This window comes from Trichocoleus sp. FACHB-262, assembly GCF_014696035.1.
Lineage (GTDB): Bacteria > Cyanobacteriota > Cyanobacteriia > FACHB-46 > FACHB-46 > Trichocoleus.
In genome coordinates this window covers 120,021-146,138 of sequence record NZ_JACJPK010000086.1, presented here as the reverse complement: position 1 = coordinate 146,138, position 26,118 = coordinate 120,021, and the positions used below count along the sequence as shown (strand labels likewise).

General features: G+C 50.9%; 23 protein-coding genes. 11 read left to right on the top strand and 12 right to left on the bottom strand.

The features are described 5' to 3' along the window. The first annotated feature begins 269 nt into the window (after positions 1–269). The 5 genes from H6F68_RS18165 (at position 270) to H6F68_RS18145 (ending at position 5,902) form a co-directional block, all read left to right on the top strand. Positions 270–650 (top strand): DUF3110 domain-containing protein, encoded by a 381-nt coding sequence (locus H6F68_RS18165; protein WP_190561152.1) that lies wholly within the window; start codon positions 270–272, stop codon positions 648–650. 5 nt (positions 651–655) lie between these two features. Further along, positions 656–1,633 carry an N-acetylmuramic acid 6-phosphate etherase gene (murQ, locus tag H6F68_RS18160; RefSeq protein WP_190561150.1) on the top strand — a complete coding sequence of 326 codons (978 nt, stop codon included), beginning with the start codon at positions 656–658 and terminating at the stop codon, positions 1,631–1,633. Positions 1,634–1,809: 176 nt separating this feature from the next. Further along, complete coding sequence (locus H6F68_RS18155; protein WP_190561148.1) at positions 1,810–3,336, top strand: site-2 protease family protein; 1,527 nt, start codon at positions 1,810–1,812, stop codon at positions 3,334–3,336. 116 nt (positions 3,337–3,452) lie between these two features. After that, positions 3,453–4,259, top strand: a complete 807-nt coding sequence (locus H6F68_RS18150; RefSeq protein ID WP_190432116.1) for a PIN domain-containing protein — start codon at positions 3,453–3,455, stop codon at positions 4,257–4,259. Positions 4,260–4,414: 155 nt separating this feature from the next. Further along, entirely contained in the window at positions 4,415–5,902 is a 1,488-nt protein-coding gene (locus H6F68_RS18145; protein WP_190561146.1) for a hypothetical protein, read from the top strand. On the opposite strand, the gene H6F68_RS18140 is transcribed toward H6F68_RS18145, so the two are convergent. From H6F68_RS18140 to H6F68_RS18125, 4 genes are read right to left on the bottom strand one after another with little or no spacing between them, the layout of a single operon-like run. Further along, positions 5,855–6,799, bottom strand: a complete 945-nt coding sequence (locus H6F68_RS18140) for an alkaline phosphatase family protein (RefSeq protein WP_190561144.1) — start codon at positions 6,797–6,799, stop codon at positions 5,855–5,857. The genes H6F68_RS18145 and H6F68_RS18140 overlap by 48 nt on opposite strands. 5 nt (positions 6,800–6,804) lie before the next feature. Continuing rightward, complete coding sequence (locus H6F68_RS18135; protein WP_199300158.1) at positions 6,805–7,620, bottom strand: ABC transporter permease; 816 nt, start codon at positions 7,618–7,620, stop codon at positions 6,805–6,807. 53 nt (positions 7,621–7,673) lie between these two features. Next, positions 7,674–8,462 carry an ABC-2 family transporter protein gene (locus H6F68_RS18130; RefSeq protein WP_190432120.1) on the bottom strand — a complete coding sequence of 263 codons (789 nt, stop codon included), beginning with the start codon at positions 8,460–8,462 and terminating at the stop codon, positions 7,674–7,676. Further along, positions 8,459–9,442: an ATP-binding cassette domain-containing protein gene (locus H6F68_RS18125; protein WP_190432121.1), complete on the bottom strand. Its 984-nt coding sequence runs from the start codon at positions 9,440–9,442 to the stop codon at positions 8,459–8,461. Before H6F68_RS18125 ends, H6F68_RS18130 begins: the two co-directional genes overlap by 4 nt. Positions 9,443–9,633: 191 nt before the next feature. Between H6F68_RS18125 and H6F68_RS18120 the strand changes: the two genes are divergently transcribed. After that, entirely contained in the window at positions 9,634–10,221 is a 588-nt protein-coding gene (locus H6F68_RS18120) for a hypothetical protein (RefSeq protein WP_190553851.1), read from the top strand. Positions 10,222–10,243: 22 nt separating this feature from the next. Here the strand turns inward: H6F68_RS18120 and H6F68_RS18115 are convergent, their stop codons facing one another. From H6F68_RS18115 to H6F68_RS18100, 4 genes are all read right to left on the bottom strand, one after another. Beyond that, entirely contained in the window at positions 10,244–12,115 is a 1,872-nt protein-coding gene (locus tag H6F68_RS18115) for a bifunctional diguanylate cyclase/phosphodiesterase (RefSeq protein ID WP_190561142.1), read from the bottom strand. Positions 12,116–12,260: 145 nt separating this feature from the next. Next, complete coding sequence (locus H6F68_RS18110; RefSeq protein ID WP_190561140.1) at positions 12,261–13,133, bottom strand: aldo/keto reductase; 873 nt, start codon at positions 13,131–13,133, stop codon at positions 12,261–12,263. 167 nt (positions 13,134–13,300) lie between these two features. Continuing rightward, positions 13,301–13,582 (bottom strand): TIGR02450 family Trp-rich protein, encoded by a 282-nt coding sequence (locus H6F68_RS18105; RefSeq protein ID WP_190561138.1) that lies wholly within the window; start codon positions 13,580–13,582, stop codon positions 13,301–13,303. 111 nt (positions 13,583–13,693) lie between these two features. After that, positions 13,694–14,551, bottom strand: a complete 858-nt coding sequence (locus H6F68_RS18100; RefSeq protein ID WP_242065562.1) for a class I SAM-dependent methyltransferase — start codon at positions 14,549–14,551, stop codon at positions 13,694–13,696. A gap of 141 nt (positions 14,552–14,692) precedes the next feature. On the opposite strand from H6F68_RS18100, the gene ndhN reads away from it, so the two are divergent. The 3 genes from ndhN (at position 14,693) to H6F68_RS18085 (ending at position 16,352) form a co-directional block, all read left to right on the top strand. Then, on the top strand, positions 14,693–15,148 hold the full coding sequence (ndhN, locus tag H6F68_RS18095) for an NAD(P)H-quinone oxidoreductase subunit N (RefSeq protein WP_190432127.1): 456 nt from the start codon (positions 14,693–14,695) through the stop codon (positions 15,146–15,148). A gap of 176 nt (positions 15,149–15,324) precedes the next feature. Then, positions 15,325–15,927, top strand: coding sequence for a VWA domain-containing protein (locus H6F68_RS18090; RefSeq protein WP_190561136.1), 603 nt, complete (start codon positions 15,325–15,327; stop codon positions 15,925–15,927). A 14-nt stretch (positions 15,928–15,941) separates the two neighbouring features. After that, positions 15,942–16,352: a salt stress protein, Slr1339 family gene (locus tag H6F68_RS18085; RefSeq protein ID WP_190561134.1), complete on the top strand. Its 411-nt coding sequence runs from the start codon at positions 15,942–15,944 to the stop codon at positions 16,350–16,352. Positions 16,353–16,370: 18 nt separating this feature from the next. Here H6F68_RS18085 and H6F68_RS18080 read toward each other — a convergent pair whose 3' ends face one another. Beyond that, on the bottom strand, positions 16,371–16,517 hold the full coding sequence (locus tag H6F68_RS18080) for a hypothetical protein (protein ID WP_190561132.1): 147 nt from the start codon (positions 16,515–16,517) through the stop codon (positions 16,371–16,373). Positions 16,518–16,597: 80 nt separating this feature from the next. Between H6F68_RS18080 and ldpA the strand changes: the two genes are divergently transcribed. Both ldpA and H6F68_RS18070 read left to right on the top strand, forming a co-directional pair. Continuing rightward, entirely contained in the window at positions 16,598–17,779 is a 1,182-nt protein-coding gene (gene ldpA, locus H6F68_RS18075) for a circadian clock protein LdpA (RefSeq protein ID WP_190561130.1), read from the top strand. A gap of 33 nt (positions 17,780–17,812) precedes the next feature. After that, positions 17,813–19,780 carry a R3H domain-containing nucleic acid-binding protein gene (locus H6F68_RS18070; protein ID WP_399314416.1) on the top strand — a complete coding sequence of 656 codons (1,968 nt, stop codon included), beginning with the start codon at positions 17,813–17,815 and terminating at the stop codon, positions 19,778–19,780. Positions 19,781–19,791: 11 nt separating this feature from the next. Here H6F68_RS18070 and H6F68_RS18065 read toward each other — a convergent pair whose 3' ends face one another. The 3 genes from H6F68_RS18065 to H6F68_RS18055 form a co-directional block, all read right to left on the bottom strand. Then, entirely contained in the window at positions 19,792–20,277 is a 486-nt protein-coding gene (locus H6F68_RS18065) for a chemotaxis protein CheW (protein ID WP_190561128.1), read from the bottom strand. A gap of 15 nt (positions 20,278–20,292) precedes the next feature. Further along, on the bottom strand, positions 20,293–23,226 hold the full coding sequence (locus tag H6F68_RS18060; protein ID WP_190561126.1) for a chemotaxis protein CheW: 2,934 nt from the start codon (positions 23,224–23,226) through the stop codon (positions 20,293–20,295). 63 nt (positions 23,227–23,289) lie between these two features. Further along, the gene (locus H6F68_RS18055) at positions 23,290–26,076 is read right to left on the bottom strand and encodes a PAS domain S-box protein (protein ID WP_190561124.1); all 2,787 of its coding nucleotides are present in this window, start codon (positions 26,074–26,076) and stop codon (positions 23,290–23,292) included. Positions 26,077–26,118 lie beyond the last annotated feature (42 nt).

Here is a 26,118-nt window from a genome sequence, read left to right as displayed (position 1 = left end):
CTATCCCACGATGCTCAAATTCCCAAGCTGAAACCATCGTTGGGTTACAAAAACCAATACATTCTTCTGAAAGTATTTTGGGATGGTGGTTCAGTCGGTTTCAGCAGCCTTGGGTGAATCAATAGCATTCCACCCAGAGCTTGACTCCGATTTGGAGTTGCAAGTTTCAGGTAGCGATGGATCGAAGTTGAGAATGAGCTTAGCGCATGCACTCGTCGCGATCGCCTCTAAGATAGGAAAGAACTGTGGTCACAAGATGCCTAAAACCCATGCGTGTGTTCGTTCTACTTTTTAATGCCCGAACTGAAAACGAAGGAATTCACACGATTCAAATTCAAGACCCGGAGCGGGGAGAACGCAATGTGGTGCTGATGTTTGAGTCGGAAGATGATGCCACTCGGTTTGGTTTGTTGTTGGAAGCTCAGGACTTCCCAACCCCATCGGTGGAAGTATTTGAACTAGAAGAAATTGAAGAATTTTGCCAAGGTGCTGACTACGACTGCAACTTGGTTCCAGAAGACACCCTGGCGATGCCTCCAGAGTCCAATGTAGAAGAAACCGATTGGCGCGAAGAAGGGGCGGAACCAGAAACAGAAGCTCCAGACTCGGAGATCGACCGCATTCGTCGTCGTTTGGAAGGACTTCTATAAGTAACATGCCTCAAGACCCTCACCCTGCTAGCGCTGTCAATGGCGAACAGCTCCCCCAGCATTTTCCTGATGAGCGCGGCTACTTGCTGACGGAGCAAGTGAACCCCAACAGTCAGAATCTCGATCAACTCAGTGCTCTAGAGTTGGTTGAGTTATTTAACCGCGAAGACGCCCAAACCATTGCCGCGATCGCAGCGGCTCGACAAGAACTAGCCCAGGCGATCGAACGGACGGCTGTGTCACTGCGACAAGGGGGACGGCTGTTTTACATCGGTGCAGGCACCAGTGGTCGCTTGGGAGTCTTGGATGCCGCCGAATGTCCTCCCACTTTTTGTACGCCACCTGAGTTAGTCCAAGGCATTATTGCTGGGGGCGCGGGCGCATTGGTGCGGAGTTCCGAGGATTTGGAAGACCGCGCTGAGGATGGAGCAGAGGCGATCGCGCATCGTCATATCACAGAACTAGATGTCGTGGTGGGCATTACGGCTGGGGGCACCACCCCCTATGTTCACGGAGCGTTGCAAGCCGCGAGACAACGGGGAGCTACAACGATTTTTATCGCCTGCGTGCCAGCGGAGCAGGTTCCCGTCAAAGCAGACATTGATATTCGCTTGATTGTGGGGCCAGAAGTACTCGCAGGCTCTACCCGTCTCAAGTCTGGTACGGTCACCAAGTTAGCGCTGAATATCCTGTCCACAGGAGCGATGGTGCAACTGGGCAAGGTGTACGGCAACCGCATGATCGATGTTTCCGTCACCAACAAAAAGTTGCACGATCGCGCCCTGAGGATTTTGCAAGATTTAACCGACCTCAACCGCGAAGAAGCAGGTTGGTTGCTGGAGCGCAGCGGTCGCTCAGTGAAGCTAGCGCTGTTGATGCATTGGACGGGTTTATCGCGAGAAGAAGGCGATCGCCTTTTAACTCAACACCAAGGAAACTTGCGCCAAGTCGTGCTGAGCTATCCGCAATCTCCCAAACGATGATTGGGTCGCGTGTGATTGGGGGTACAGCCTCAGCTACAGTAGTATTTATACGTACCTGCTCCGTTGGCGAAACATTCTTAATTCAACCGAGAATGACTCTCGTTCGTTGCAGCAGGAGCAGCAAATCAGCGACTACCTGACTTTGTCGGGTTCTGTTTCAGGAGCACACCATAACCATGATTACGGCTGCGTCAGAAGCCTCTGCCATCACTTTAATGGTCCTAGTTACCCTAGGAATTTTGGGCTGGGGATTTTACCGAGCTAAATCTTTTGGCAAGCTAGGGATTCTGGCTTGGCTACAGTCCGTGGTATTGATGCTGCCTTGGCTGCTGTTTTTCGGGCTATTCGCCGCTGGCATTTATCTCAACTTAGTCGGCATTCTGTTTCTAGTAGTTGGCTCCACTGCTCTCTATGTCTTCTTAGGGAATCAATTGCGATCGGCTAGTCAAGACACCGTGTTGCAAGAACGAGCGACTGCCATGCTGAAGGCACGGCAAGCAGTGAATGCTGAACCCGCCAACCAGAAAGCTGAGGGCGAACTTGGGTCATCCGGAACTGAATCAACTGCTTCTGTTGGGGAAGGCGAAGGCATACCCATTCCTGCCGCAGATTTGCAGGCCATTCAAGGCATTTTTGGGATTGATACCTTCTTCGCTACTGAAACCATTCCTTACCAAGATGGAGCCATTTTTAAGGGCAACCTGCGAGGAGATGTAGAGGCTGCCTATAGTCGTCTGGCGGGTAGCTTGGAAGAGCGATTGGGCGATCGCTATCGCTTGTTTTTGGTAGAAAACCAGGATGGCAGACCAGTCGTGATTGTGCTGCCGAGTCGCAACGACCCCAAGCCCACCACGCTGCCACAGAAGCTCTTGGCTTTGTCACTGGCGATCGCGACGGTGGCAACTTGCTTAGAAACAGGCGGCATTCTCTTAGGTTTCGATTTCTTCAGTGCTCCAGAACGGTTCCGAGAAGTTTTACCGATTGGGGGCGGAATTTTGGCCGTGTTGGCAGCTCACGAAATCGGTCATCGAGTTCTGGCCCGCCGTCATCAAGTGCGCCTTAGCCCACCTTTCTTCTTCCCGACCTCTCAACTGGGTTCGTTCGGAGCTTTGACTCGCTTCGAGTCGATTGTGCCCAACCGCACCGTGCTCTTTGATGTGGCGTTTGCGGGACCAGCCGCAGGAGGCTTAATTTCCTTACTGATGCTGGTAACGGGGCTAGTCTTGTCTCATCCTGGCAGTTTGTTCCAGGTGCCAGCGGACTTCTTCAAAGGCTCCATTCTGGTCGGCACTTTGGCGAAAGTGGTGTTGGGGTCTGCCTTGCAAAACTCGCTGGTCGATGTGCATCCCCTGACTGTGATTGGTTGGTTGGGCTTAGTGGTGAGCGCGTTGAACCTCATGCCTGCTGGCCAATTGGATGGTGGGCGGATCGTGCAAGCCATTTATGGCCGCAAAACGGCTGGCAGAACCACGGTAGCGACTTTAATTCTTTTGGCGATCGCGGCTTTTGCTAATGCCTTGGCCTTGTATTGGGCGATCATCATTCTGTTTTTACAGCGAGATTTAGAGCGGCCTAGTCTTAATGAACTCTCCGAACCCAACGATGCCCGCGCTGGCTTAGGATTGCTGGCTCTGTTCTTAATGATTGCCACCCTCCTGCCCCTTACCCCTAGCTTGGCAGGCCGCTTAGGAATTGGTGGCTAACTTCACCAGAAAGTCTGCTATTTTAGCGGCCATCATCCATAATTTGAATAGGGTGCTCCTCAATTCATTCTTTCATCTACATTACTCAGCATTACAAGGTGTGACACCGAATCGCTATGGCTGCACCAGCTCCGATTTTAGTGGTTTTGGATTTAAGCGCTCTGGAAGTAGGAAAAACTAGAGAGTGGCAGGAATTCTCTCGTGTAGGCGAGTGCTTTATTCCCCAGGTTGTTTTTGACGAAATCCGTTATCTCCATGACCGAGCGCCAGAGGCGAGCTTGGAGCAGACGGCTAGAGAGTTCATGCGCTTCTACCCTGATAGTGGCTGGCATATGACGGCCATCAGTGCGCCCCATGCTTCTCTCAAACCTGCGAGCGGAGAATCTTTTAGCAAAAAAGCTAGGCTATCCTTAGCTGTAGCCCAAGCCGCTTACGGGCTGGCACGCAACCATCCCGGTTCGTTGGTGGTTTTAGTGACGACCGATCAGTCTTTGTTGCAGCGGGTCCAAGGAGTAGAAGCACCTAATCTCTGTGGCATTACTGCGGCTGCTCTGCGTCAGTGGTGTCGCACCGAACGGCAACCCTTAGCTGTAACCCAGCAGTTGCGCCAAATGGAAACTGCCCCTGTGGTGGGTGCAGGCAAAGTCGGTACTGTATCTAGCAAAACCGCTGCGACTGCTAACGCTTCCAGACCTCGCTCCACAGTGGTCAGGACAACGCCGACGCCATCTCTATCGCATCGACGTTCTTCTAATGCTCCAGGCGCGATCGCCCAAGTGTTTTCTACCCTGTTGATGTTAGGAGCGTTGGTTCTCGCGGGTTCAACTGCTTGGTATCTCATCCAACCTGCAGGCTTTAATCAGTTTTTGCAGAAAGCAGGGTTGCCCACTCTGCCCAATCAAATCACTCCTCCTAAGCAATAGGAACCCTAACGGAACTCATCTGTAAGCGATCGCCGTCTGAAGTTTTGTCAGGCTGGCGTAGATTGTTGTAGCAGCGTCTTAAAATTGCCGAGTCAGTCATGCTCATTGGCGCTGCATCATCAGCTTGAGTTTAGTGAGTTCTTGTGAGGTTTTCTATGCGACCCCCGACCCAATATCGTTCTGCAACCATTACTGCCTCATCAATATCGCCTCGCTTCATGGTTGTTTTGTTGACAGGAATTTTGTCGGTTGGTTCTAGTTTGGGTTGGCTGAGTGCTGCGATCGCTGCCACCACCACTCATGCTTCTCCCTTGGCTCCGCAGGCAGTGCTTGGTCAACCAGAACAGGCGACTTTACTGGCCCAGCAAGGTCGTCGGGGGCGAGGTAGAAGTGCTGGCTCTTCAACCAGCAATTCATTTCCAGCTTCTGTAGAGAACTTAGTTCGACAAGATTTGGCTCGTCGCATCAATGTTCCACCTGGTAGGTTGCGAGTCACTTTAGCCGAGCCAAAAGTCTGGAATAACGGCTGCTTAGAGTTAGCTGCTACCAATGAAATTTGTACTCAAGCCCAAGTTCCAGGATGGCGAGTGGTACTCTCCGCTGGACAGCAGGCTTGGGTTTACCACACTGACCAAACTGGCCAAAGCTTACGTCTAGCAGTCGATGCTTCCAAGGCCGATTTACCCCAGGCGATCGCGGCTAGCGTGACTCAAGCAGCGGCTCAGCAATTGGGAATTGCAGCGACTCAAGTCCAGATTGCCAAGTTTGCCAAGCAAACCTGGAGTAATGGTTGCTTAGGTTTGGCGACCTCTGGTGAGTTTTGCACTCAAGCCGAAACTCCGGGTTGGCAAGTTACAGTCGCAGGGCGATCGCAGCAGTTGGTTTATCGCACCAATGAATCTGGCTCAGTGATCAAGTTAGACACGCCAGCCAGCGGTCTTTACCCAGCGGGCTTACCCAAAAACGTTTCTAGAACTGTCTTGCAGGCTGCGGCTCAGCAATTTCGGGTACCTACTACTCAGTTGCAAATTGTGCAATCAGAAAAAACCACCTGGCCTGATGCTTGCTTAGGCTTAGCTGAACCGGGAGTGTTTTGTGCCGCTGTTATCGTTCCCGGTTGGCTCGTCACTGTAGAAAGTGGGGGGCAGCGCTTAGCCTATCGCACCAATGATTCTGGTTCCTTGGTGAAGTTCGATCGCCAAGCCAGTAATGTGAGTAGCGCCACAGGCTTGCAGCCAAACTTGATTGGTGGCAGTGAATTGATTCCGCCTCTAACCACAGGAGTTATTTTTCGAGTAGTCACCAGTGGCGGCATTGCAGGACAAACTTCCGCGATCGCTTTGCAAGCAAATGGTCAGCTGATTCAAGGTCAACTACAACCCAATGGTGTTGTCACTCCTGTGAAAGTGGTGCAAGTATCTCCGGCTGAGGTGCAACGCTTTCGGCAATTACTCGAACAGCAAAACTTTGCTCAATTCAATCGCCATAGCTACCCTGCTCCTCAGGGAGCCGCCGACTATTTCACCGTGACGCTGTCTGGGCCTACTGTAACGGCCCGTTATGCAGATATAGTGCAAAATCAGTTACCAGCAGAGTTACAAAACGTGGTACAAGCTTGGAGCCGTATTGCTGCCAACTTGTAACAACTCCACGATTTTGGGTGTAATGCCTGTAATGTCTTGCACAGGCTGAAACGCGATCGCTTGAGGGCCAATCACAATCAGCGGCACCAGATTGGCGGTGTGATGCGGATGGGATAAGTCCTCAATATTGCCGTGATCACTGCTAATCACCAGGTTAACCCCAGGTTGCAGGTGCGCTACGACACTCTCAACAAACGCATCTACTAACCGTAAAACCTGAATGATTTGGGCTTTGTCCTGACTATGACCTGCGTAATCGGGGAGATAACACTCAAATAGGGTGAGATGGTGCTGGCTCCCAATTGTGGCCAGTCTGTGACCTGCGGCAGCGGGTGTCAGGGGTGTAACATTGCCGCCCCGCTGATTCACATACTCGCCAGTAATGTCCCAGGAAATCGCAGTTTGGCACTCACCTCCTCCACCCATGCGAAAAGGCACCCCAGCCGTCAGGGTCAAAAGCGTGCCCACCGAATAACGCCGTCGCCGTTTCGCGATCGCCTCAAAGTAAGCGGGAGAATACAGATTAGCATGGGTTACAGATCCACCCAAGCTCAGCACCTGCTTGAACATGCCGTGGGCTTCAATCAAAGTTCGTAGAGAGCCATTGGCAAAAGCGCTGAGATGACGTCCCATAAAAGCAGGCGCATTGCAGCCTGTAAATAATGAGGTTTGGCCCGTCGCACTTTGGGGTAGCCCTGGCACTCCGAGGATGGCATCAATCGGTTGCAATAACAGCCCTGCTCGGCAAGCCGTTCGTCTAGCCAATAACGGCCCGTCCAGAAGCTGCGTTAAAAATGGCATGGCTGCGATCGCCGCTAAAGGGTTAGTTGCTCGCGCTTCTCCCAATCCCACCCCATCTAAGAACAGAAAAATAAATCGCGCTGCTGAGTCACCCATGTTGCTTAACTAGATGCACTCGTATAGAAGCGCAGAGCAAACTGCCAAAACATCCGCGAGACTAAGAACAAAGCTAAGGCTAACAAGCCTGCTCCCAGCAACCAAACGAGTTCTACTCGGCCTAGTAGGGCTTCGGAAGGAATGGTGGTCAGAAACGCCACAGGCACGATAAAGGTAAAGAAAAATCGGTAAGCGACGGGATAAGCCACCATTGGATAACGGCCCGCTTCTAATAAACCGCGCAAAACCTCGGTGACGTTATAGATTTTGACAAACCAGATACTCGTGGCTCCCAACATAAACCACAAGCTGTAGAGGCTGATAAACCCGAAGCACAATGGCACTGCACCAAGGAAATAAGCAGGAGTTTCAATTCCCAACTGCCGCCCCGCATAGCCAATCACCAAGCAACCAAAAAAGATATCCGGTAAGCCCCAAGGAGAAATAGTACGGGTTGAGAGCCAAAACTGACTGTTAATCGGTTTCAACAGGACGAAATCCAACGTGCCTTGCTGCACATGCTGCACAATGTGGTTTAAGTTGGGGCCGAGAAAGGTACTAGAAAAGCCCTGCAGCACCGTGAACACGCCCAACACCACCAAAGCTTCTGCCCAAGACCAACCTTCAAAGGTGTAGCCTGTACGGTAAAACAAAAACAGCCCAAACAAACTACCAATCAAGTTGCCCAAACTCGTCAAAGCCGACAGCACAAAGTTGAGCCGATACTCCATCTCCGCCGCGATCGCCGTTCCCCAAAACAACCGCAACACCCGCCCATAACGCTGTATCCCTTTCTCCTTGATCCTCTCTTCTTTTTTCATCCTTCCTCCCTCATCCTTCGCCCTTCCTTCTAACTCCTCACTCCTCACCCTCCCTAAGCCCCCATCCCCGAATACTGCTTCAGCCCTTGTCTCCACAGCCAACGATTCAGCCCTAAAAACAGCAAACCCCAACCTGCCATGACTAAACATCCTTGGCCGAAATTCACTGGCAGTCCCACGAGTAAGCTGGCAGGAAAGTGAACCATGTAAGGAAACGGCGTCCACAGAACCACGTTGCGAACTGCGGGTGGAAACATCTCTAGCGGTGCCACCAAACCGGATAAAAAAAGATAAAGCAAAAACCAGAACTGCTCGATCGCACTGGCTCGTTCGATCCAAAAGGCGAATAAAGCAAAGGTATGCTGAATCAGAAAACGCAGAGCAAAGGCGATCGCAGTCGCTAAGCTAAACAACAAAATATTGCTTACGGGTGGAATCCAGGCCGCTTGCGGATAGAGCAGGAAAAATAAAATAATTAGCCCACCGACAAAGGGCAAACGCGCCAATCTTTCGGATACGTGAGCAGTGACATGATGCCAAACCGGATCAAGCGGCTGCAAGAGTCGGGGTGAAAGCTTGCCTTCCACCACTTCTTTCTCAAACTCCCAAATCACCCAAACGACCGTGATCTGCCGCACGATAAACACGGCCAGAAAATAGCGCACAAAATCGATAGGAGACAAGCTCAACTGTCCGCCTTGAGCTGCTTGAATCCAAACTCCCATCAATATCAGGGGCAAGGAACCCGACAAAGCCCACAACAGCAGCTCCGCTCGGTACTCCAACATATAAGCGTAGTAAACCGAGAGCAAAGCTTGAGTAATTTTCCAGGCTCTCCTCATACCGCCACTCCTGCCCGGAACAACTGACCGATCACTTCTTCGATCGGAGGGTCTGTCACCGCTAGATCTACCACCTCTAGTTCCGCGAGAATCCGAGCCACTGTACGGGTTAAAGACTCTTGAGGTACGACGAATCGAACCATGCGGCCATCTACTGCCTCAATGTCCCCGTAACTCAACAACTCCGCTTTGGACTTGGGTTGAGCCAATTCCACTTTGACTTCACGGCAAGGGGCAAAGCGTTCCGACAGCCCTTCTAAGCTACCGTCGTAAATCAACTGTCCCTGATGAATCACCAACACCCGCTTACACAGCGCTGTGATGTCTGCCATGTAGTGACTGGTCAGCAGCACAGTGGCTCCATAGCGCTGATTATATTCCCGCAAAAAGTCCCGTACACTCACCTGAGCGTTGACATCCAAGCCTAAAGTGGGTTCGTCTAAAAACAAAACTTGAGGATGGTGGAGCAAAGCTGCCAGAAGTTCCGCTTTCATCCGTTCACCAAGAGACAGCTTCCGGACAGGTTGGGTTAGCTTGGCTTGCAGAGACAACATCTCGGCCAACTCGCCAATGCGATACTGGAGTTCTTTGTCGGAGATGCCATAAACCGCAGCATTGATCCGCAGAGAATCCAGCGCTGGCAAGTCCCAGATCAGTTGTTGCTTTTGACCCATGACTAGCGTGATGTTTTGCAGAAAGCTGGCCTCACGCCGAAACGGTACCTGCCCCGCCACCCGCACTTGTCCCGATGAAGGGTGAATCAACCCGGTGAGCATTTTGAGTGTGGTAGTTTTGCCAGCACCGTTAGCTCCCAAAAAACCAACTACTTCACCCGCTTCTATCTGAAACGAAACTTGCTGTACTGCTTGCACCAAGCGGTAGTTACGCCGCACGAAGTGAAGCAATGTCCCCTTCAGACCTGGCTCTTTGACCGCTACAGGATAGACCTTGCTCAGGTCTTCAGCCACGATGATAGACATACCCGATTCAATACCCGAAGGAACGCCCTTTCCCATTGTGCCTTGGACACGGAAGTGCGATCGCCCTACCTCTGCTCTAACTTCTGGCCTAACCTCTGGCTTAACCTCTAGCAGCTACCTTCTGATTTTTCTTTCTAGCTAGGGAACTCTATAAGCATCCTCATTCGCCATTTCTCAATCTACCTAGCACCATGTTGCAACTCATTCGCCCAACGGCAGTCTCACTGATTTTGGCTTTAGGGTTTGCTGCTCCTAGCTTTGCGAATCCATCGCCAACCAAGCAATTTGGGTATCCGCTAGCAAAACCTAGCAGGGAACCGAGCTTAGCTTGCTATATGAAGACTGATTCGGGGCGGTTGATCAACTTAGATGTGTTTTGTGTGACGGGAGGGCAAGAACCAGAGTTGGGCACTGGCGATATTCAAGCCACGTTGCGCTGGGAAACGGTGGATGACTTAGACTTGGCCGTTACTGACCCCAGTGGTCAGACCGTGTTCTACAAAAATCCTCGTATTCGTTCCGGGGGACAGCAGGATGTAGATGCCAATGCTGACTGCATCAAGCCTGTCGCTAAACCCGTTGAAAATATTTTTTGGCCCACAGGTGGGTCGCCAGCAGGTAAGTACACAGTCGAGGCACGGTTATATCGGCGCTGTGCGGCTTCGGGGCCAGTTCCCTTTACCTTAACCGTGCTAGTCCAAGGAGAGACCAAAGAGTTGACTGGCTCTGTCGATGACACTAAGGCCGCTGTGCGGTTTCCGTTTACGGTGGTGCGCTAGGAAAACACGATCGCCAAATATCTCAACTAGATTTGCGGGTGACGCGGTAGCAATGAGCTTGGATGAAGGCCGTTGCTGCCTCACCACTCATAGGCTTGGCAAACAAGTAACCTTGTCCCGCTTCACACTTTAAGGCTTTGAGTTGAGCTAACTGCTTCGCTGTTTCCACACCCTCGGCAATTACATCCATCCCTAGGTTCCAGGCTAGGGTAACAATGGTGCGAATAATGGCTAACTTCTCGGCATCTGTATCCACACTCGTTACAAACGAGCGATCGATCTTCAAGGTGTCGATGGGAAAGTGATGCAGATAGGCTAACGAGGAATAACCTGTCCCGAAATCGTCAATTGATAGCCGAATTCCTAGGGCTTGCAGTTGTAAAAAGAGGGCTGTGGTCGCCTCAGGATTCTGCATGAGCACGCTCTCGGTAATTTCTAATTTCAAGTTGCGAGGGCTCAAACCCGTTGCCGTCAGAATTTGACGAATCCGTTCTACTAGATCAGGTTGGGCAATTTGCTTCCCAGAGAGATTCACGCTCATTGTCCAAGTCGCTGTCGTGGGAAATTGCAGTTGCCAAGACCGCATCTGCTGGCAAGCGGCTTCTAGTACCCACCATCCGATGGGCACAATTAAGTTCGTTTCTTCAGCAACCGGAATAAATTCCGCTGGAGAGATGAGGCCTCTGGTAGCATGCTGCCAACGGACTAAAGCTTCAAATCCAATCACTTTGCTGTTTCGCAGTGAAACAATTGGTTGGTAATGCACCAAAAACTCTTGTCGCTGAATCGCTCGTCGCAGGTCGTTTTCGAGTTGCAGCAGTGTGACAGCATGATCGTGCATGGCCAAAGTAAAGACTTCGTACTGAGCTTTGCCCAAAGCTTTGGCGCGATACATGGCTGTATCTGCATCTCGCAGCAGGTTATCTGGCTTTTCGTAATCAATCGTGCTGAGGGCGATGCCAATACTAATGGTGGTAAACACCTCATGGCCGTTGAGCATAAAAGGCATCTTGATGGCTTCTTGAATCTGCCTTGCTACGCAGGTCGCATCGTTGATGTCTTGAATGTGCTCTAGTAGAATCGCAAACTCATCTCCAGCCAGATGAGCTAGCGTGTCGCCTATACGTAAGCAAGCTTGCAATCGTTGGGCGACTTCAACCAGCAACTGGTCGCCGAATAAATGTCCCAGACTGTCATTCACCACTTTGAAGCGGTCTAGGTCGAGAAAAAGAACGGCAAAGCAACCATCAGATTGGCGGCTGACTTTGGTGGCTGCTTGGTGCAGGCGATCGCTAAAGAAAGCGCGATTGGGCAAGCCAGTCAAGCTATCAAAAAAAGCACTTTGCAGCAGTTGCTTCTCAACCTGCGTGCGTTCTGTAATATCCTGCACGAAAGAAATGGCCCCAAGCACCTGCCCTTTTGCGTCTAGTAGCGGCGCATTGAACCACTCACAAATAATCGTTCTGCCATCTTGCGTCACATTCTCGTTGATACTGCGAGTGCCACCGCGTTGGTTAATCAAGTCATGCCAAACTTGATTGGCATAAGCCTTGATGTGGCTAGGGACGATTAAAGCTGCTTGCCGACCGATCGCTTCCCGAGGGCTGTAACCAAAGACTTGAGCTGCACTGTGATTCCAGTGAGTGATCTCACCATGTACATTCCAGGCGATCGCGGCGAGAGGAGCTTGCTGAAACGGGTGCCACTCGTCTGGGTGCCACTCGTCTGGAATGGTTGGGGTTTGAGGTGATGGGTTAGTTAGAACACGGGCGATCGCCGTAGCTACCCTAGCGCTCAGCCAACGTGCGCTAGCAGCAAAGAAAGTCAGCCCAGTCGCAAGAGCAACCAAGCGCCCACCAGACGAGCTGAGCAGGGTCTCAGGGAAATAAAGCATGAATCCAGACGCTAAGCAACTTTAGGAGGTCAGCTCCGCAGCTTTATTACCATCGTTTCACCGCTGCTAGGCTGACAACAACAGCGTTTGCTGCGAAATATGGCCGTATTCTGGCTGAAATCAGAGGCTTAGCTGCATAAGAGGCTTAACTAGCTGTGGCGCGATCGATCGCCGTGATGTCTGCTGCTGACAGTTGCACCTCGATCGCTTGTACAGAGTTTTCGATGCTAGAAGGTTTGCTCGCGCCAGGAATGGGAACCACACAGGGAGACTTAGCGCGTAACCAAGCCAACACGATGCAGTAAACAGAAGCGTTGTGGGACTGAGCGAGTTGGGCGATCGCCGGAATATCTTGCAATTTCCCAAATCGCCGACTACCGCCTAAAGGACTCCAGGGGATAAAGGTGAGCTGCTCTTGCTCGCAGTACTCCAAAACCCCATCCGTCTCTGGTTGGCGATACCAGGGGTTGTACTGGTTCTGCACCGAAACCACATCCACTACCTGGCGGGCTTGTTTGATTTGCTCGACCGAGAAGTTGGAAACCCCCACGAAATGGATCAAACCTTGCTCCACCGCTTCTTTGACAGGCGTGAGCGATGCTTCGATGCTGTAGTTGGGGTCAGGAGCGTGGTACTGCCAGAGGTCGATCGGTTGCTCACCCCCTAACGCCTCAAAACTGGCTCGAATCGTCTCTCGCAGGTGCTCTGGGTCGCCATTACGAGTCCAAGACCCATTGGGGCGCATCAAGCCACCCTTTGTCGCAACTTTGACGTTACTTTTCTCGCCGTCATACTGCTGGAGCGCTTTGTGAATCAGCCGTTCATTATGATGCTTATCAGATTCATCTTTGCAGTAAGAGTCTGCCGTATCGATGAGGGTCACGCCCAGATCCAAGGCTCGATGAATGGTAGTAATGGCTTGCACTTCAGCGGGGCGATCGCTCAAGGACATCGGCATGCCACCCAAACCGATCGCACTAATCGTAATATCTGTATTGCCCAGCTGTTTGGTTTCCACGCTTCGCTCCTACTATCTACTCCAGCTTTGGCTATCCTGATGGACTACCCTGAAACACTCTGATTCACAGCAGCGCCTTCCCAACAAAGCCACCTCTCAGCCTAAATAAATTTCCGTGAAGCTGGCTCTGTCTAACGAAGGGAAGACAGGCGGTGATCCGCCCAAAACTAAGTTGGGTAAATTACCGTCTCTAGGGGCTCGGTTTCAGTTGATTCAAAGCCTTGTTCTTGTAGAGACTGCCAGCCCGCCTGCCACATCGAACGATTTTTGAGTTGTTTAGCATTGAGCCAAAAGCGAACATTGGGGTCACAGGCCGCTACCATTTCCGCAAAGACCCATTGACCTTCATTTTTACGATTCACGACTTGAAAATGCCGCCATCCCATTTGGGTTTGTCGGGCTGTCCACTTGGAGCCAACTAGATAAGGAAACTTTTGCTTTTTGGACATAACCGACTTCAAAGCGCTGATATTGCAACTCATCCTCTAAATTCAGTGTGACACTTCGTGAACTTACAAGAGAAAAGTGCTTTCTAGCAATCAAGCGCTAAACCTTAAAACTCAAACCTTTCGAGCAATATGGAATGCGGAAAGATAGGAAGTCAGCAGATTACCATCGCAGGTTTCTTCTAGAACTGCCTGTAGATCTGTAAACAAAGCCTCCCGCTGCTGTGGTTCCAAAGCAATGTACGGGGATAAGGTACTCAAAAGCATCAGGTAGTTGTCAATACTGTAGGTGACTTCGGAAATTAGCTGCTCGGACAGTAAGTGCTGAAATTGTCCTGAGTCAATCACCAGTTGAGCAATTTGGTTCAGGTTCTCCGCATGGAATGCATGGTCTTCATAGCCTGCTAGAGACGGAGCATGAATTTGATAAACCGCCTCTAATGCTTGAGAAATTTCGTAGCTGGGCTGGGGAGGTGTGTTCCACAGCAAAATCAGAGACCCGCGATCGCGCAGCGCAGCAGCAGCCTTGACATGTCTGATTTCAGGATCAATCCAGTGGAAAGAAGTCGCGGCCAGAACCGCATGGAACTCCTGAGCCTCTAATGGCCATTCTTCAAAGGAGGTATTGTGAACCTCAATGTTTGGATAGGCTGCACAGTGTTGCTGAGTTAACTGACAAGCAGCTTGGCTTGGCTCCAGACAAACCATTGAGTAGCCTAGCTGAGCGAATGGCCTAGTTGCGATGCCAGGACCACACCCCAATTCCAAAATCTTGGCATCAGCGGGAAGTTGCGCCAACTCTACGACTCGCCGAATTAGAGCTTGGGGATACCGTGGCCTGGCTTGGTCGTATGCCTGGGCGACTCCGCCATACCAACTTTTTCTTTGGGTAAGATCGTTGCGATACCAATCTTGGTGAGGCCAAGGTTGCGAGTTTTCTAGATCTTGCATGGTTTTTGAACTGGGCGGCATAAGTACCTAGCTACAGGATAAAATGAACAAGCAGGTGAGAGATTTAAGCAGTTTCTCTACCAAAGTAAGGGCGCGATCGCAGCCACACATGTGGTGGAGTGAGTCACAATAGGACTTTGAGCGGGGTAAAGCATAAAACTTATGGCACTTATCGCAAATGGCGGCAAACTAATTCGCGATTTAGAAAAGTCAGGCTCTTTGGGGTTCTATGTGCCCTTGGAAGGTGGTTTTGAAGGCCGCTATCAGCGACGTTTACGAGCCGCTGGCTATGTGACGGTGCATATGAGTGCGAAAGGGTTAGGCGACTTGGGAAGTTACCTGACTGGAGTTCATGGTATTCGTCCCCCTCACCTGGGCAAAAAAGATATTCGAGTTTACTTTGCGCCGCCAGTTATCAACTATCACCTAGAAAACCTGCCCACTCATGCCAAAGGTTTGGTGCTGTGGTTGATTGAAGGTCATATTTTGTCACGCCAAGAAGTAGAATTTCTGACCCTGCTGCCAACTCTGGAACCGCGAGTCAAGATAGTCGTAGAGCGCGGCGGCGATCGCGTTTGTCGCTGGCAGCCTTTGCAAGAAACCTTGATTCCGGCTTAAGCTGGCTCGGTGTTTAACTCCAGCACCGGTTCATCTACTTGTTTTTAGCAACCAATTTTTAGCAATTAGTTTTTAGCCAACCGACTAATTGCTAATTTTCGCGTCTTTACTCGTGACGCTGCGAGGTTTCATCCTCTAGACTGGACGAAAAACACGGATGCATTGAGGTTTACGTCGTGAAAGATCGGGACTATACGCTCATCGTGGATAAAAGTGGCAGTATGTCCACTCCAGATCAGAGAGGTGGCCGCAGTCGTTGGATGGAAGTACAGGAGTCTACTTTGGCGCTGGCCCGCAAGTGTGAGCAGTTTGACCCGGATGGCATCACGGTTTACCTGTTCTCAGGCCGCTTCAAGCGCTATGACGATGTGACTTCAGCCAAAGTAGAACAGCTCTTTCAAGAGAACGACCCCGCCGGAACCACCAACTTGGCGGCAGTGCTACAAGATGCCACCAATTATTACTTTCAGCGCAAAGCCGCTGGGAAAACAAAGCCCGCTGGCGAAACTATTTTGGTGATCACAGATGGAGAACCGGACGATCGCCGTGCGGTTATGGAGGTGATTGTTGATGCCTCCCGCAAAATGGAGCGAGATGAAGAATTAGCCATTTCGTTCATTCAAATTGGTGCTGATCCCCAAGCCACCAAATTTCTCCAAGCTTTAGATGATCAACTCGCAGGGGTAGGCGCGAAGTTTGATATTTGTGATGCGATCACCTTTGCCGATATTGAGGAGATGAGTTTGAGCGAAGTGTTGCTCAATGCCATTAATGACTAGAAGTGCAGAACGATATGGACTCGATCGAACGGTTACTCGCACAAGTCAAAGCTCAATACAGCGAAACACCTGCACCGCCAGCCTCACCATCCCCGTTACCACCTAGCTCTCCTCCAGCAAAGCCAACTTCTGGGCGGCAGCCAGACCCGCTTGATAGCTTGTTGGCAGAAGTCAAAGGCCAGTACGAGGTGCAGGACGCGATCGCACAGGAAGCTCAACAGCAGCAATTAATGGCGGAACAACAGCGTCAAGCTCAAGCGCAACAAGCCCGTCGAGATACTTTGGCTCGCACCGCCCAAGATTGGTTAAAGAACTTAGATCCGTTGTCTACGGAAGGGCTTTGGTTTAACCAGTTTGCTGAGCAATACCCTTCTAAGCTGGAAGCCGCGATCGATTATTTAGCCGCTTTAGAAGCAGATCAGTAGTTTGTTAACAAACTGTAATCACACCGCATCTGCCTTTGAGGATGCTGGGTGGCGATCGTCAGGCAAACCGCTACCAGATTTGGCGTGAGTTGGCGGCGAAGTATCTCTTAAAGCAGCAGATGTGGTGAATGAGCAAGAGTCAGGCAATTCCTCACTCGATTGCAAACAGCCCCCAACCTAGCGGCAGGGGATCAAATTTTGTCTAGAGCCTCGTCATTTCTCAGCGAGAGCATTAGCATGAAGGTGTGACTAATTTTGACCATCCCTTACGTTCTCTAAGGGAGGGACGCTGGTTTAAATTAATTTGCGGAGCCAGTTTCCAACATCTCCCTGCCGTCCGAAACTTAACTTTAGCCTACGCGTTGGCTGGTGCTGATTGTATTGATGTTGCCGCAGACCCAGCGGTAATCGCGATCGCCCAAGCAGCTTTAGACACAGCGGATGACATTGCGATCGCCTCTCAGCATCCCTCTTTAGCTTGGCAGGGCCGCCCGTGGCTGATGGTGAGCCTAAATGACGGTGAAGATCCCCATTTCCGCAAAGCAGAATTTAACCCAACTTTATGTCCTTCCGACTGTTCTCGGCCTTGCGAAACGATTTGCCCCGCGCAAGCAATTGTCTTTGAGCAACCACAGCAAAACCAACCGGAGCAATTTTCTGGAGTTATAGATGCCCGTTGCTATGGTTGCGGACGGTGTTTACCCATTTGTCCGATTCAGCAAATTACGACTCGCTCCCATGTGTTTACTCCGGAAGCGATTGCCCCTTTAGTACTGCAAGCGGGCGTAGATGCTCTAGAGATTCACACCCAAGTAGGGCGGCTAGCTGATTTCCAGCGACTTTGGCAGGCGATCGCTCCTTGGGCGGGACAACTCAAATTACTAGCGATTAGTTGTCCGGATGGCGATGGCCTAATTGACTACCTCTGGTCAATTTATCAAACGGTTTCGCCGCTAGCCTGTGCTTTAGTTTGGCAAACGGATGGTCGGCCCATGAGTGGTGATATTGGAGACGGTGCGACCCGTGCCGCCGTCAAGTTAGGCCAAAAAGTGTTGGCAGCCAACTTGCCAGGATTTGTGCAGTTAGCAGGAGGAACTAACCGTCATACCGTCGAGAAGCTAAACAGCTTAGGGCTTCTAGCTTCCCCAAGCCTACAGAGATACATTGCTGGAGTGGCCTATGGTAGTTACGCACGAGTGTTGTTGTCTCCAATTTTGGAGCAGCTAGAAAGTTTGCAACTGCCTGTCACCGGGCAATCTTCCGGAGCGATCGCCTTAGCCGAAGCACCACTGCAACCAATTCAATCAGTGCAATCCCTGCCCCTGGAAAGCCAACCGCACCTACTTTGGCCCGCAGTTGATTTAGCGCACTCCTTGGTGAGCCAAATCAAGACGCCGTCCGCTCTCAATCAACCTTTGCTTTCCTAAGCGCCTGCTGTTAATTCAACTTTTTTAATCACTATGGTGAGTCTGAACGAGACAAATTCTTTTGACAATCAGGAAAGTTTGCCGGGTCCAGTAGACCCGCTTTTAGCTGCATCGAGCCAACAGAAACAGCAGCCCGCATCAGATTTAGATATGACAGCAGACATGGCAGCGATCGAGCCTGAAAACGTCACGATGAACAACATGCAAATTACAGACGATCTCAGTAAATTGCTAGATATATTGCCAAGTGAGATCCGCCAGCGCTTAGAGCAGCATCCTGACCAAGAGAGCTTGGTTGAGGTGGTGATGGATATAGGCCGCCGTCCAGAAGCACGTTTTCCAGGCAAAGCAGAGTACTTGTCAGAAACACCCGTCTCGCAAACTGACCTCCAGTACTCGATTGAGCGGGTAGGAAACTTCGGGGGAGACAATCGCGCGGGGATTGAACGAACTCTGCACCGAATTAGTGCCATTCGCAATCGGCGAGGGGAAGTCATTGGTCTGACCTGCCGAGTCGGGCGAGCCATTTTTGGCACCATTGGCATGATTCGAGATTTGGTAGAAAGTGGCCGTTCCATTTTGATGTTGGGGCGACCCGGAGTTGGTAAAACTACTGCACTCCGCGAAATTGCAAGGGTTTTGGCAGATGAGCTAGAGAAACGAGTGGTCATCATTGACACCTCGAATGAAATTGCAGGTGATGGAGATGTGCCTCACCCCGCGATCGGACGAGCACGGCGGATGCAAGTAGCTCGACCCGAACTTCAACACCAAGTGATGATTGAGGCGGTGGAAAACCACATGCCAGAAGTCATCGTGATTGATGAAATTGGTACGGAATTAGAAGCTCTAGCGGCCCGCACGATCGCAGAACGGGGTGTGCAACTGGTGGGCACCGCTCACGGCAACCGGATTGAAAACTTGATTAAAAACCCCACATTGTCTGACCTAGTAGGTGGTATCCAGTCAGTCACATTGGGCGACGAGGAAGCCAGACGGCGGGGCAGCCAGAAAAGTGTTCTGGAGCGCAAAGCGCCACCGACCTTCGACATCGCAGTAGAGATGTTGGAGCGGCAAAAGTGGGTGGTGCATGAGCATGTTGCCGAGACGGTGGACAGTTTGCTGCGGGGTCGCCAGCCTAACCCTCAGACCAGAACGGTGAACGAAGCGGGCGCAGTAGTGATTACCCACGAATTGCCTAATGCGATCGCAGAAAACCCACTGCCCCCCAATCGCTTTGCTGCGGCTGCGAAAGGAGCCGTGGGCTGGCGGGCTTCAGGACAAATGACGCCACTGCCAAGTCCTAGTTTTGGTGAAAAGAGTTTCTCGGCTAGACGCTCAGCCTTGACCAACCGATTAGATAGTTCTCCGGCGGCCCAGGAGTTTGAGCAATTACTAGATGCCTCTTGGCCTCAAGGCAGCCTTGGCATTAGTAGCAGCAGTTCAGATTTTGTTAGTGAAATCTCCGCTCGCACCACAGGCCCTAATGGTGAAGATCTGCCCTTGCATGTCTATCCCTATGGCATTAGTCGGCATCAACTCGACCAAGTGATTCAAACTCTGAATCTACCTGTCGTGCTGACAAAAGATATTGACAGCGCCGATGCCGTTTTAGCGTTGCGATCGCATGTCAAAAACCATGCCAAGCTGAGAAGTATGGCCAAGAGCCGCCATGTGCCGATCCATACAATCAAAGCCAACACGGTGCCGCAGATTGTTCGCTCTCTCCGTCGCCTATTGGATATGGATGATCCGGCGGTGCCTGAAGCCTCTGATCTAAGTCTGTTTTACCGTGATGGTGATGAAGACGAAATTGAGGCGCTAGAGGAAGCCAGGCTTGCAGTTGAGCAAATCGTGATTCCTAAAGGCCAGCCAGTCGAGTTGTTGCCGCGATCGTCCAAAGTGCGGAAGATGCAACATGAGTTGGCAGAGCACTATCATCTCAAGTCTTCTAGCTTTGGAGAGGAACCGAATCGGCGCTTGCGGATCTATCCCGCATGAAACTGGTGCAGTTAGTAGGTAGCAACAGGTAACAACCGTTCTACATTGATGTAAAACACCACGCTGCTATCGGGGACTGGGATCAGCTTTTCGATCGCTGGGGATAAACGGCCCTGACGGTACCCCATTGGCAGCGTTGCTAGTTTGCTCAGGTCAGCCTCCAAAATGGTGGGCATTTCGGAAGTGGGAATGCCTAAAAGTTCACCACTATCTAGCAGACAGATAACTAAGAATTGTGAGGGTGCGATCGCCTGCTGGCTCAGGAACAGGGTAGCGCTATCAATTAAGGTGACAATGCCTTGATTGTGCATGACCAAACTTTGGCCTGTTTCTAGCGCTCCGTAAGCCGTAAAGTTGTTCAAGACGGACTGAACCTGGCGCATGGGAATGGCATATTGCTCACTGCCAAATCGCAAGGCAATCAGTTTTTCGGTTAAGTTAGGAGCCTGGCTGGAAACCTGCTTCTGGAACCTGCGGTGATAAGGAGTAGGTGGCATAGCAATATCAAGACTTCAAAGGGCTATCCGGCTAGCGGCTAAAAGTTGGGCGAGCACTTCTAGAACTTGGGCTTCGTTGTAGGGTTTAGTGAAGTAGTGAGCCGCGCCTAACTCCTGCGCCAACTTTCTATGTTTGGATCCGCTGCGAGAAGTCAACATCGCGACAGGAATGTGAGCAAATTGAGAATTGGATTTGAGCGATCGCAATAACTCAAACCCATCCATGCGAGGCATCTCAATATCAGCAATAATGCAATCGCATTGCAGCCCTTGTTGGAGTTGCTCGATCGCATCTTGGCCATCTTTGGCTTGCGCTACTCGATACCGCGCCCGCGTTAGGGCCAAAGCCAGGAGTTGTCGAATCGTGTAGGAGTCGTCTACCACCAAAATTTGAGGTTGGGTCGCGGGCACCGGTGCTAAAATCTGTGGGCTTTTGTCGCTCATGGCGATCGCTTGGCTGGTTTGGTAACTGAACTGTTCAACCAGGTCATCAATATCTAAGATGACAGCTACTTGTCCATTTCCTAAGATGGTGCTGCCCACCACGCCTTTAGGTTTTGAAAGCGGCGCAGGAATTGGTTTAACTACAATTTCTTGCTGCCCCATCAGTCTTTCTACCGCGATCGCTACTACGCCCTCTCCAGCACTCAGGACCAAGATAGGAATCAAGTCTTGGGTCAGTGGATCTGGAGATGGTAAATCTGAGTCAGCCGGATGGTAGTGCAATAGATCTTGCAACCGCACCAACCGGATAAATTCACCACGCCAACGAATCATGGGCTGATTTCCAGCCATTTGCACCTGATCGCCCTGAATGTGCAGAATCTCCTCAATCGCGTCTAAGGGCACCGCCACTGTATTGTGATCAATCCGCACCATTAAGGCTTCGGCGATCGAGAGCATAAGTGGCAACTTCAAGATAAAGCTAGTTCCTTGCCCTAGTCGAGAATCAACTTTCACAGTGCCTCGGGCTTGCCGCAGGTTAGAGCGCACAATATCCAGTCCTACCCCTCGCCCAGAAAGATTCGTGACATCTTTGGTAGTGCTAAACCCTGACCAAAATAGAAAGTCGTACAGCTCGGCGAGGGACAAATCCTGAACTTGTTCGGCAGGCACAAGGCCTCTAGCAACAATTTGTTGACGAATGGCTTCCGGATCAATGCCTTTGCCATCATCCGTGACGGTAACAATAGTTTGACCGCCTTGTTGAAAAGCAGAAATTTCAATCTGACCACTAGGTGGCTTCCCGGCATTCACGCGAGCTTCAGGTAGTTCAATGCCGTGGTCAAGGGCGTTCCGTAATAACTGAACTAATGGCTCTCGCAACGCATCTAATAAGCTTTCGTCAATTTTGGTGTCTCGGCCCACTAACAGTAAGTTCACTTCTTTGTGATGGGTCAAGCACAGCTCTCGCAGGGCACGGGGTAAGTGATCGACCGCTCGGCTGAAGGGGACTACCCGTAATTGCATCACGCGCGATCGCAGTTGTTCGGTAATGCGGCGGAGTTGCTCGGTACTTTGGTCAAAGGTAAAAACCAGAGCATCCAGTTTGTCAGCCGTTTGAGCCACCGTATGGGTAGTCTCAAGCACAGACTGAGCTCTGGAATGAAACTCAGTATATTGGTCTAGCTCTAAAGCGTCGAATGTCGATGGAGCAGAGCGGCGTGAGTTAGCGGGGCTAGGTGACAAACCAGATGGCGCGATCGCAGTTTGCCAGTCAGCCACACTCAAACGATCATATTCTTCTCTAAGTTGGCCACCAAACTGGTGTAGCTCTGCCATGCCTCGCCGAATGTGCTTGATTTCTGAGCGTAACTGTCCTCCTTGGACTTCCAAATTGGTGCGGTTAATCACCAGTTCTCCCACCAAATTAACCAGTTCCGTCAAGCGGTCCACTTCAATGCGAATCGTCGGACGTTGCCAGCTATTGAATGAAGTAGAGCCTGCACTAGGACTGGGTATGGGGGTAGATGCCTCAGCAAAAACTGGAGTCTCTGCCTCAGTGTGGCCCAGGATAGGCACGGTTGGCTGATCTAAGTGACTTTCCGCCAAGAGACTTGGCAGTTGATCTGAGGACTGTGGTTGCTGGGACTGGCTGGGTTCAGCTCCGAACCGCTCGTGTAACAAATTATCGGGTTCGGAACGATGAGAGGGAACGGCGATCGCGGTTGCCTGCGGTAAAACCGTAATCGGCTGTCCATTTAAGATTTGCTGACGAGCAGTCTGGAGATTTTGCGCGATCGCCCAGCCTTGCTGCTGGAATTGCTCAAAGGATAACTCTGGTGAACTGAGCAGCACCTCCAACGTGTCGGCAACACGACCAAACTCAGGCAGTTGCAGCATACCTGCCACACCGGAGAGTTGGTAATAAATCTTAGACAGCACCTCCACCGCTGATGGGATCGTTTCAGGTCTAGCTTGAGATAACTCAGCTTCCAACTGATTCAGCACCGTCAGAATTTCGTGTTCAAAGATCGCCTTTATCACTTCATAGTTCGCAGGGGCATTCAGGGGCAAAAGAGCGGTATCTAACACCTTGGGATAGCGTGCTTCAAGCTGAGCTTTGATTTGAGCGATCGCCTGCAATTCAGCTAGAAATTCTGCTTTACCCTGAAAGTTGCTGTTGGTGATGGTTTTGAGACAATCTACCCCCTGTAGCAAAGCTGTGATCGTCGGAGAGTTCAGTTGAGCCAGATCAACGCGATCGCGCAAAATAGCAAAACAATCTTCCAGGCCGTGCGCTGCTGTGGAGAGACCCTCAAAACCAAACATTAAGGCTGAACCCTTAATAGAATGGGCGGCTCGGAATAGCTCCTTCACGGCTTCTGAACGACGATGGGCTTGAGGATTGCACTCGATCGCTAACAAATTTGTTTCTAGAATCTGGAGAAATTCTTGGGCTTCTGCTATGAAACAACCGATCAACCTGTCTAAATCCTTTGCATTCATCGCCTAATCCCAATGGCTGACATACGAGGCACAACTAGGGCAAACGTGGGTACTCCCTGAGCATTACTGCGATCGGAAATTAGCGACCGAGCTTTGCAGTTTGTTGACGACAACGGCTAATCCATCCAAGGCCACCGTGACGTTCTCTGCTTTTTCGGCAGTATTAGTAGAGATCTCACTCACCTCCTGAATAGTGCCAGAGATATCTTCAGCCGAAGTTATCTGCCGCTGAGCCGCCTTGGTAATGTTCTGCACCAAGCCATTAATTTCTCGACTAACGTCAATAATGGCGTTCAGATTAGTTTTGGCTTCGGAGGCTAATAGGGTTCCGTCTACTACCTGCTGCGTTCCTGCTTCCATCGCTGCCATAACTCGGCTGATTTCGTCTTGGATGGTGCTGACAATGTCAGAAATTTCCTCAGTGGCTGAAGCGGAACGTTCTGCGAGCTTGCGAACTTCTTCGGCTACGACCGCAAAGCCTTTGCCTTGCTCTCCTGCTCGCGCTGCCTCAATCGTGGCATTGAGGGCTAGGAGGTTGGTCTGGGAAGCAATCTGAGAAATAGAGGTAACAATCTTGCCGATTTGCTGCGAACCTTCTCCCAAGCGTTTCATCATTTTGGAGGTCTCAGAAATCGTGAGGCGGAGGTCATTAATGCCATCGACTGTGCGATCGACCGCTTCACCACCGATTTCTGCAGTTTGAGCAGCTTGTTTAGCCACATGCTCGGCTCGATTTGCCGCTTCAGCAACATCTTGGATAGAGTTCAGCAGTCGCTCAATTTGCCGCAGGGTACTTTCAATTTGAGAAGCTTGGGTCCGGGCTTGCTGGGCTAACTCATTCGTGTTGTTGATCGAGTCTGTAGTCGATTGATTCACCTGAATAGCCGCAGATTGAATATTCAGGACAACCTTGCGCAGCGAGCTGATCAGGTAGTTAAAAGAATCGGCCAGTGCTCCTAAAGAGTCATTGGTGACTTGAGCCTTGACGGTTAAATCCCCCTTCGCAGCGCCTTTAATCTCATTCAGCAGATTGACGACTTGTTGGGTGATCGCATCTGCTTCGAATTTACGCTCTTCAGCCTGTTTTTCCAGACGTTCCTCAGCCTGCTTGCGCTCAGTCACATCGAAGCGAATGCCGATATATTTGACGATTTTGCCGTCAGTATCAAAGATCGGTGCAATCGTGGAGTCAACCCAATAGAATGCTCCATCTTTGCGCTTATTTTTAATTTCGCCTTTCCAGACTCGACCACTGGAAATCAGGCTCCACATTTCAGTAAAAAAGGGTTTGGCATGATGGCTAGAATTGACAATCCGGTGATTCTGACCTAGTAGTTCTTCGCGACTATAGCCGGAGATCTCACAGAACTTGTCATTGATAAAGGTAATATTTCCTTTGCGATCGGTTTCGCTCACAATAGCGGCTTCGTCTAGAACATTTTGCCGATTTTTAATTTCTTGAACTAGACTTACCTGTGCTAATGCCAAGGTTTGCAGGCGTTCTTCTGCTTGTTTGCGTTCTGTGACGTCAAAGCGTACCCCAATGTAGCCAGAGATATTACCTTTGCTATCAAATAGGGGCATAAGAGTGGAATCCACCCAATAGAAGGAGCCATCCTTGCGCTTATTTTTAATTTCGCCGCGCCATGTTTTGCCATTGGCAATAGTCGCCCAAAGCGCTGTAAAGAATTCTTTGGAATGCGTTCCAGAATTGACAATCCGATGATTTTGGCCTGACAGTTCTTCCCGACTGTAGCCGGAGATCTCAGAAAATTTTTGATTAGTGTAAGTAATGAGTCCTTGGCGATCGGTCACTGACACGATCGCGGAGGCATCTAAGGCTTTCTGTTGATTGCGTAATTCTGTAATTAACGTTTCTAGCCGACCGCCCATTGAGTTGACTTGATCGCCTAGCTCTTGCAGAAAGTTGGGGACTTGAACATTAGAGATGCGAGCATCTAGCTTGCCTGCCGCCAAGTTCTGTACGGTCTGAGCGATCGCATGAACCTGTCGTTGCCATTGAGTTTGTTCTTTTTGCTGCCGCTGTGCTTGCTCTTGATTCTGCTGCACCAAGCCTTGGATTCGCTCTGCCAAGTGATTGACCCCAGCTCCTAGCGTGACAATTTCCTGGTTGCCTGCGGCGGGTACACGGGCGCTCAAATCTCCTTGGCTGATTTTTGTGGCGACAGCGGCGGCTGCAAATAAAGGGTGAATCGTTTGCCGAGATAGGCTTGTGGCGATCGCGCCCGCGACTGCTGCGATCAGTCCTGTTGCCACCGTTAATGTGATTAAACAGGATGGCTGCCCTGCAGTTGCATCAGGTTGGATGGTGAAATAGGTAGTTGCTCCGATGGCTAGCATTCCCAGCAACAATGTAGGCACAATGCTGAGACTTAGAACGGTAATCATGACTTTTCGGCCAAACGGCGGCGAGCCTAGAGGCTGCTCTGGCGAGTGACCGAGCATCACAGGTTGAGAGGCAGTCGGAGCTGCAACGTAGTTGAGGTTGAGTAATCCTAGCTCGCGGGCCAAAATCAAGCGTTGTTCATCTGCTAGCAGTTCATCTCGGAGTCGGCTGGAATTGATGCCTGAATCTGGAGCAGCGTGAGGTTCTGTCACTTCAGCAGCAGGCTCGAAAACAGTCCGAGGCGGAGCCGTAGGAATAGCACTGTAGGATGTAGCATGCTCAGAGGCATATATTGCCCTCTGGTAAGCACGGGCGAGCCAGTAGTGAAGATTGGCATCTTGCGGATTGTCTGCTTGTACTTGCTCCAGCAATGCGATCGCTTCTTGATAATGACCCGCCTGAAGAGCACGAACACCAGCTTCTAAACTTGGATGAACAGACATGAGGGCAGCCTCTAGAGGAAAGAAATAACCAGTAGACAGTAA

Coding starts and splice junctions, on each gene's coding strand:
- H6F68_RS18140 (WP_190561144.1), bottom strand. CDS start 6,799: ATGGGTGACTCAGCAGCGCGATTTATTTTTCTGTTCTTAGATGGGGTG.
- ndhN (WP_190432127.1), top strand. CDS start 14,693: ATGGCACTTATCGCAAATGGCGGCAAACTAATTCGCGATTTAGAAAAG.
- H6F68_RS18115 (WP_190561142.1), bottom strand. CDS start 12,115: ATGCTTTATTTCCCTGAGACCCTGCTCAGCTCGTCTGGTGGGCGCTTG.
- H6F68_RS18145 (WP_190561146.1), top strand. CDS start 4,415: ATGCGACCCCCGACCCAATATCGTTCTGCAACCATTACTGCCTCATCA.
- H6F68_RS18100 (WP_242065562.1), bottom strand. CDS start 14,551: ATGCCGCCCAGTTCAAAAACCATGCAAGATCTAGAAAACTCGCAACCT.
- H6F68_RS18150 (WP_190432116.1), top strand. CDS start 3,453: ATGGCTGCACCAGCTCCGATTTTAGTGGTTTTGGATTTAAGCGCTCTG.
- H6F68_RS18070 (WP_399314416.1), top strand. CDS start 17,813: ATGGTGAGTCTGAACGAGACAAATTCTTTTGACAATCAGGAAAGTTTG.
- H6F68_RS18135 (WP_199300158.1), bottom strand. CDS start 7,620: ATGAAAAAAGAAGAGAGGATCAAGGAGAAAGGGATACAGCGTTATGGG.
- H6F68_RS18060 (WP_190561126.1), bottom strand. CDS start 23,226: ATGAATGCAAAGGATTTAGACAGGTTGATCGGTTGTTTCATAGCAGAA.
- H6F68_RS18085 (WP_190561134.1), top strand. CDS start 15,942: ATGGACTCGATCGAACGGTTACTCGCACAAGTCAAAGCTCAATACAGC.
- H6F68_RS18155 (WP_190561148.1), top strand. CDS start 1,810: ATGATTACGGCTGCGTCAGAAGCCTCTGCCATCACTTTAATGGTCCTA.
- H6F68_RS18130 (WP_190432120.1), bottom strand. CDS start 8,462: ATGAGGAGAGCCTGGAAAATTACTCAAGCTTTGCTCTCGGTTTACTAC.
- H6F68_RS18065 (WP_190561128.1), bottom strand. CDS start 20,277: ATGCCACCTACTCCTTATCACCGCAGGTTCCAGAAGCAGGTTTCCAGC.
- H6F68_RS18105 (WP_190561138.1), bottom strand. CDS start 13,582: ATGTCCAAAAAGCAAAAGTTTCCTTATCTAGTTGGCTCCAAGTGGACA.
- H6F68_RS18165 (WP_190561152.1), top strand. CDS start 270: ATGCGTGTGTTCGTTCTACTTTTTAATGCCCGAACTGAAAACGAAGGA.
- murQ (WP_190561150.1), top strand. CDS start 656: ATGCCTCAAGACCCTCACCCTGCTAGCGCTGTCAATGGCGAACAGCTC.
- H6F68_RS18125 (WP_190432121.1), bottom strand. CDS start 9,442: ATGTCTATCATCGTGGCTGAAGACCTGAGCAAGGTCTATCCTGTAGCG.
- H6F68_RS18120 (WP_190553851.1), top strand. CDS start 9,634: ATGTTGCAACTCATTCGCCCAACGGCAGTCTCACTGATTTTGGCTTTA.
- H6F68_RS18055 (WP_190561124.1), bottom strand. CDS start 26,076: ATGTCTGTTCATCCAAGTTTAGAAGCTGGTGTTCGTGCTCTTCAGGCG.